We start from the raw sequence: 6,284 nt of genomic DNA on the forward strand, positions 1-6,284 counted from the left end.
CGTGCGCGGTGTGCGCGGTCGAGCCGGTGGCCCGGCCGCACCGGCCCCGGGGCACCGTCGACGGCCGCTTCTGCCCGGACTGCATCCAGGCCTGCCTCGACGACCCCCGCCGTGACCACTGGTGCCCCGTCGACACCCTCGGCGCCACCGGCGACTGACCAGGGTCCGCCGGAGCATGGCGCTGCCCCGGTGGTCGTGTGAGACTGGCGGAGAGGCGCCGTCCCGCGGGCGGCCACGGTCCCGGCCGGACGAGGATGCGAGGTCGCGACGATGAGCGATCCGATGGTGCGGCTCCGCGAACACAGCGACGAGCGGCGCGGCGAGATCGTCGAGGTGCTGGTCGAGGCGTTCGACGAGCTGATGCGGGCGAACCCGGCCGCGTTCCGCAAGAAGTTCCGCAAGATGGCCGCCGACCCGTTCAGCTTCTACCGGGGCTCGGCACCGCTGTTCTACCGCGACATGGTCGCGCTCGACGACCCGTGGGCCGACGACCGTACCGGGCGGGTGTGGATCCAGGGCGACCTGCACGCGGAGAACTTCGGTACCTACATGGACTCCGGCGGGGTCCTCGTTTTCGACGTCAACGACTTCGACGAGGCGTTCCTCGGCAGCTTCACCTGGGACCTGCGGCGGCTGGTGGCCAGTGTCGCGCTGATCGCGTGGACGAAGGCGATCTCGGACGACGACATCGCTCACCTGATCGAGACCTACCTGCGTGCCTACGTCGACCAGGTGCGGCACTTCGCCGAGCGTCCGGACGACGTGAGGTTCCGGCTCCAGCTCGACAACACCGAGGGCCTGGTGCACGACGTGCTGCTGGACGCCCGGATGAGCACCCGGGTGGAGCTGCTCGACGCGGTGACCGTGGTCGAGAACTACGACCGGCGGTTCCGCCACGGCCCCGGGACCCGGGAACTCGGTGACGACGAGTACGCCACCGTGCGGGCGGCGTTCGACCGGTACCTGGGCACGATCCCGGAGAACAAGCGCTTCGGCAGCCTCACCTACGAGGTGAAGAGCATCGTCGGGCGCGCGGGTTTCGGCATCGGCTCGGCGGGGCTGCCCGCGTACAACGTGCTGGTGGAGGGGCGCACCCAGGCGCTGGGGAACGACGTCGTGCTGTCGATGAAGCAGGGCAACGTCGCCGCGCCGAGCCGGGTGGTCGACGACGCGCGGATCCACGACCACTTTCACCACCACGGGCACCGCACGGCGGTCTCCCAGCGGGCGTTGCAGGCCCACGCCGACCCGTGGCTCGGGCACACCGAGATCGACGGGACCGGGTTCGTCGTCTCCGAGCTGTCCCCGTACGTGCGCGACCTCGACTGGTCGGACCTGACCGAACCCGCCGAGATGGCGCCCGTCCTGCGCTACCTGGGCATGGCGACGGCGAAGATGCACTGCGTCGCCGACGCCGACTCCGAGCAGACGCTGGTGACCTTCCAGGCCGAGGACGCGATCGCCGCGGCGATCGGTACGGACTCCTCGGCGTTCGTCCGGGATCTCGTGGACTTCGGGATGCACTACGCCGTGCGGACCCGGGAGGATCACCGGCTGTTCGTCAACGCCTTCCGCAACGGCGAGATCCCGGGCGTGCGCTCCTCCGGCACCGGATGACGGCACTCCCCGCGGACACGGCAGTGCCCCGCTCACGGCTCAGCGGCGGCGGCGTGCCAGGACGTCGTCCAGGACGAGGGAGGCGCCGATGCCGAGCATCCAGACGTCCTTGGCCAGCGACAGCCCCTCCTCGGTCGGGCGGATGCTGCCCTCCCGGCGCATCCCCGGCGTGCGCACGTACAGCCCCAGCAGGCCCGCCGAGAACGCGGCCAGGCCCGCTCCGGCGACGGCCGACGGGATGACCGGGACGAGCAGTGCCGTGCCGAGCACCATCTCCCCGGCCGAGAGCAGGCGGACGAAGTTGCGTGGCTCGATGTTCTTGAGCTGCGGATAGGTGCCCGCGGCGAAGCCGTGCAGCTGGCTCGCCGTGTCCTCGTCGGCGCCGCGTTTGGTGTAACCGGAGTTGAGGATGAACGCCCCGGTGGTGATCCGGGCCGGGAGGTGCGTGGTGTTCCACGACCGCGGATCCAGCGGACCGCCGGTGCTCCGGCGCCTGCGTGGTTTGCGACACCAGTTCGTCACGGCTGGCGACCTCCTCGCTCCCTGGTCCTGTCCACCGCCCGGGTGCCCCGGTGCGCCGCGGCGCAATCACCGTCCGTCCGTGCCGTCCCCGTCCGGGTCAGCTCGCCTCCGTGTCGGGCAGGAATGCGAACTGGTCGGGATGGAAGTCGTCGCGCCGGGGCGGGGGCAGCCAGGCCTCCGGCCGCACGCTCTTCTTCCGCCCCAGTTCCGCGAAGTCGAGCGGGGCGGTGAGGTCGGCGTCGTAGACGGAGGTGTCCTCGATCGGGACGAACGACAGGTTCGCCGGTTCCGTCCCGACGCCCACGGCCACGAGGTAGGCGTCGTCCAGCGCGGTGGAGAACGCGGCCCAGCCGCCCGCGAAGTGCCACACCCGGGCCCGCACCTGGGCGCCCTCGATCTCCCACCACACGATCGGCCAGTCGGCGTAGCGGCGGGCCTGCTGCTCGGCGTGCTCCACCAGCGCCGGAATGAACCCCTCCGGGCGCGGCACCGTGGAGGTCGGCAGGGTCAGGTTGATGACGCCGAACGCCCCGCTGAAGGCGACCTCCACCAGCGGGTCCTTGCCGTTCGGGCACATCACCGCTTCGTAGCGCTGCCGGGGCAGGGTGCCCACCCGCACGCCGCTGTCCGAGTCCGGTTCGCGGTGGCCGAGCCACAGCGCCCACGGCGGTCTGCCGGGCAGCCCCTCGAAGAAGTCCACCCAACGCGCGCCCTCGAAGGTCGCGTCGAGTCCGTACACGTCGAAGTCGACGACCGACGAGGTTTTCTCGACGGTGTCCGAGTCGTCCGGGTCCACACCGTCGATGGTGCCCCGCCCGTGCCGCTCCGGCAGGACGTTCGCCCGGCCGGGTGTCAGCGTGCGCCGGGTTGTCCGTACCCGCGCAGCCGGTCGACGACGTGCTCCACCTCGGCGGGCGGCAACACCCGGGGGGTGCCCGCCGAGCGGGCGAGCAGCCACAGCTGGCAGGCCCATTCCAGCTGCCGCGCCCGGTGGTAGGCGGCGTCGAGGCCGTCGCCGTAGGTCACCGTGCCGTGGTTGCCGAGCAGGCAGCCACGCCGGCCGTCCAGCGCCGCCAGCATCCGCTCGGCCAGCTCGGTGGTCCCGTAGGTGGCGTACGGCGCCACGCGCACGCTCGGCCCGAGCGTGGCGAGGATGTAGTGCACCGGGGGCACCTCGTCCACCAGGGTGGACACCGCCGTGGCATGCACCGAATGGGTGTGCACCACGGCGGTGACCGGTGCCCCGTCCGGGTCCTCCGCCTCCCGGTACACCGCCAGGTGCATGGGCAGCTCACTCGTGGGCCGCAGCGAGCCGTCCACGACGGACCCGTCCAGCGCCACCACGGGGATGTCGTCGGGACGCAGCGACCCGTAGTCGACGCCGGTAGGGGTCACCGCGACGTACTCACCCGCGCGGGCGGAGACGTTGCCGGAGGTGCCGACCACGAGGCCGTCGGCGACCATCCGCCGGGCGTAGTCGCAGACCGCCGTCCGTTGTTCACTCAGTAGCACGACCGCCATTCTCCCCGGCCTTCCTCGTGCCGGAGGACCCGGACGTCTCGGAGGACCCGGACTTCTTCGCCCCGGTGGAACCGGACCTTGCGCGGGAGGTGCCGGAGGACTTCCCACTCTGGGTGGTGGGCTTCTCGGCGGTGGGCTTCTCGGCGGTGGGCTTCTCGGCGGAGGACTTCGCATCCGCGGTGGCGGACTCCGGGGCGTCGGGATCGGGGCCGGACTCCCGGGCGCCCGCGCGGCGGATCTCCTCCGGCGTGGGATCCGAGCCGAGCCGGTCGAGCGCGTCGGTCACCGCCTGTTGGCTCGACCTCAGCCGCTCGGCCACCAGCGCCCGCAGTTCGTAGGCCTCCCGGCGGCGCGCCTCGGCCTCGGCCAGCCTGCGCTCCGCGTCGGCGATCAGCTCGTCACACTTCTCGCGGGTGGTCCGCTCCAGCTCGGCCGCGGCCCGCTCCGCCTCGGCGCGCTCGTCGGCGAGCTGTCTGTCCATGGCCTCCTGCTGCTCCCGGCGGCGCCGGTCGGCCTCCTCGTCCAGGCGCGTGCGTTCGGCCTCGGCCTCCTCCGCCCGCTTCTCGGCCGCCTCGTCCGCCTTCTTCCGGGTCTTCTCCGCGTAGGCGTCGGCGGCCTGGCGTGCGTCCGTGGCGTCCTGTTCGGCCTTGGCCCGCAGTTCGGCGATCTCCTCCTCGGCGAGCTGCATCATGGTCTTGACCCGTTCGGTCATCGCGGCGGGACCCGCCGGATCGTCGACCATGCGGGACAGGGCGGTCTTCGTGTCCGCGAGTTCCTGCTGGGCGTAGCTCAGCGCCTTCGTCAGCTCCGCCACCGAGGCCGAGGCCTCGTCCCGGTGCCGGGTCGCCTCGGCCAGTTCGTCGGTGAGCCGCTGGACGTGCTCGTCCACCTGGCTCTGCTCGTAACCGCGGAAGGCGGTCGCGAACTGCGGGTTGGTCGCTTGCGTGGGGGATACCTGCGCGTCAGCCATCGGGCAACCATAATGATCCGACGTGACGAATCCCATACCCGCCGCGCCGCGGGTCCGGCGAGCCGCCCGCGGGGTGCGGCGAAAGGCACGATGGGATTTCGGTTCCCCCGAAGGTAAGGAGGTCGCGCGGTGCGGGCTGTGCTCGACGACCTCGCCGCGAACTGGCCGCTCTACGCCGCGATCCCCGTGGTCGCCGCACTGATCGGCTACGTCACCAAGCGGGTCGCCGTCGAAATGATGTTCCGCCCGCTGGAGTTCGTCGGGATCCCCGGAACCGTGCTCGGCTGGCAGGGCGTCGTGCCCGCGCACGGCGGCCGGATGGCGGCCAAGGCCGCCGAACTGCTGACCACCAACCTGCTCAGCGTCTCCGACGTGTTCTCCCGCATCGACCCGGCCCGGTTGACGCGGGAGATGGAACAACCGCTGCTGCGGGCCGTCGACGACATCGCCCGGGACGTGCTCGCCGAGTACCACCCGAGGTTGTGGGAACGGCTCCCGCCGATGGCGCGCGACCTGGTGGTCAAGCAGGTCCAGGCCTCCTCACCACGGGTGGTCCGGCAGGTGATGGACGAGCTGCGCGACGACATCGACACCATCCTCGACATCAGGCATCTGAGCGTGCAGCGCCTCACCCGGGACAAGGCACTGCTGGTGCGCCTGATCCGGGAGACCTCGCGGCCGGAGATGGCCTTCATCGCCCGCTCCGGCATCTGGTTCGGTCTCGCTCTCGGCGTCGCGCAGTCGGTCGTGTGGGCGGTGACGAAGAACCCGCTGGTCATGCCGGTCTTCGGGGCCGCGATCGGCCTGTTCACCGACTGGCTCGCGATCAAGCTCGTGTTCGTGCCCCGCGATCCGGTGCGGCTGCCCGGGGGCCTGCTGCTGCACGGCAAGTTCCAGCGCAGGCGCGCCGAGGTCGCCCGGCAGTACGGCGATCTCGTCGCCAACGAACTGTTGACCGTGCCGAACCTGCTCGACGCCGTGCTGCGCGGGCCGCGCTCCGACCGCGTGGTCGCGCTGATCCGGCGCGAGGTCTCCGCGGCGGTCGACGAGCACGCCCGGAACGCGGGGCCGCTGGTGACGGCCACCGTCGGCCGCCGCAGGCTGGAGGAGATGAAGGACGCGGCGGCCGCCCGCGCGGTCGAGGCACTGCCGGACACTCTCGCCCACGCCGAGGGCTACCTGGCACGCGCGATGGACGTGGCCAACCTCGTCGAGGACCGGATGCTGCGGATGACATCGGTCGAGTTCGAGGGCCTGCTGCGCCCCGCGGTCCGGCAGGACGAGTGGAAGCTCGTGGTCGTCGGCGGGATCATCGGGGGCGTCGTGGGTGAACTCCAGGTGCTGCTGATGCTGCACTGAACACGGCTCACACCGGCGGTGCCCCGGTGCGCACCCTGGCCCCGTCGTCCACACCGACGGCCGCCTCCGCGCCGCCCTCGGTACCGGCCCGGTCGATCCGGCGGGTGGCCCGTTCCCGGGCGAACGCGACGACCCGGCAGGTCAGGTAGATCGCGAACGAGATCGCGGTGACGAAGAAGCTGACCGGGGCGCCCGGCGCCAGCGACAGGACGATCCCGCCCAGCGCGGCCGTCTCCGCGAACAGCACCGCGAGCACCGTCGCCCGCAGCGGGCTGGCGGTCACCCGCGCGGCGGC

The 6,284-nt window shown here is 72.0% G+C and carries 6 protein-coding genes and 1 pseudogene; 2 read left to right on the forward strand and 5 right to left on the reverse strand.

Annotated elements, in window-relative coordinates; genetic code table 11:
- Positions 1-270: 270 nt before the first annotated feature.
- Entirely contained in the window at positions 271-1,617 is a 1,347-nt protein-coding gene (locus tag SACHA_RS0111125) for a DUF2252 domain-containing protein (RefSeq protein WP_019809723.1), read from the forward strand.
- A 39-nt stretch (positions 1,618-1,656) separates the two neighbouring features.
- Here the strand turns inward: SACHA_RS0111125 and SACHA_RS0111130 are convergent, their stop codons facing one another.
- The 4 genes from SACHA_RS0111130 to SACHA_RS21580 all read right to left on the reverse strand — a co-directional run bounded on the left by SACHA_RS0111130 (position 1,657) and on the right by SACHA_RS21580 (position 4,630).
- On the reverse strand, positions 1,657-2,139 hold the full coding sequence (locus SACHA_RS0111130) for a hypothetical protein (RefSeq protein ID WP_019809725.1): 483 nt from the start codon (positions 2,137-2,139) through the stop codon (positions 1,657-1,659).
- 97 nt (positions 2,140-2,236) lie between these two features.
- Positions 2,237-2,935, reverse strand: a complete 699-nt coding sequence (locus SACHA_RS0111135; RefSeq protein WP_019809727.1) for a hypothetical protein — start codon at positions 2,933-2,935, stop codon at positions 2,237-2,239.
- Positions 2,936-2,991: 56 nt separating this feature from the next.
- Positions 2,992-3,660, reverse strand: coding sequence for a class II aldolase/adducin family protein (locus SACHA_RS0111140; RefSeq protein ID WP_019809728.1), 669 nt, complete (start codon positions 3,658-3,660; stop codon positions 2,992-2,994).
- Positions 3,638-4,630, reverse strand: coding sequence for a DivIVA domain-containing protein (locus SACHA_RS21580; protein ID WP_019809731.1), 993 nt, complete (start codon positions 4,628-4,630; stop codon positions 3,638-3,640). Before SACHA_RS21580 ends, SACHA_RS0111140 begins: the two co-directional genes overlap by 23 nt.
- A gap of 129 nt (positions 4,631-4,759) precedes the next feature.
- Between SACHA_RS21580 and SACHA_RS0111150 the strand changes: the two genes are divergently transcribed.
- Positions 4,760-5,989 (forward strand): DUF445 domain-containing protein, encoded by a 1,230-nt coding sequence (locus SACHA_RS0111150; protein WP_028663089.1) that lies wholly within the window; start codon positions 4,760-4,762, stop codon positions 5,987-5,989.
- 7 nt (positions 5,990-5,996) lie between these two features.
- On the opposite strand, the pseudogene SACHA_RS21585 reads toward SACHA_RS0111150, so the two are convergent.
- A pseudogene (locus SACHA_RS21585) lies at positions 5,997-6,284 on the reverse strand (metal ABC transporter permease); the annotation flags it as partial.

Origin of the sequence: Saccharomonospora halophila 8, from assembly GCF_000383775.1 — a bacterium.
Classification (GTDB): Bacteria; Actinomycetota; Actinomycetes; order Mycobacteriales; family Pseudonocardiaceae; genus Saccharomonospora; species Saccharomonospora halophila.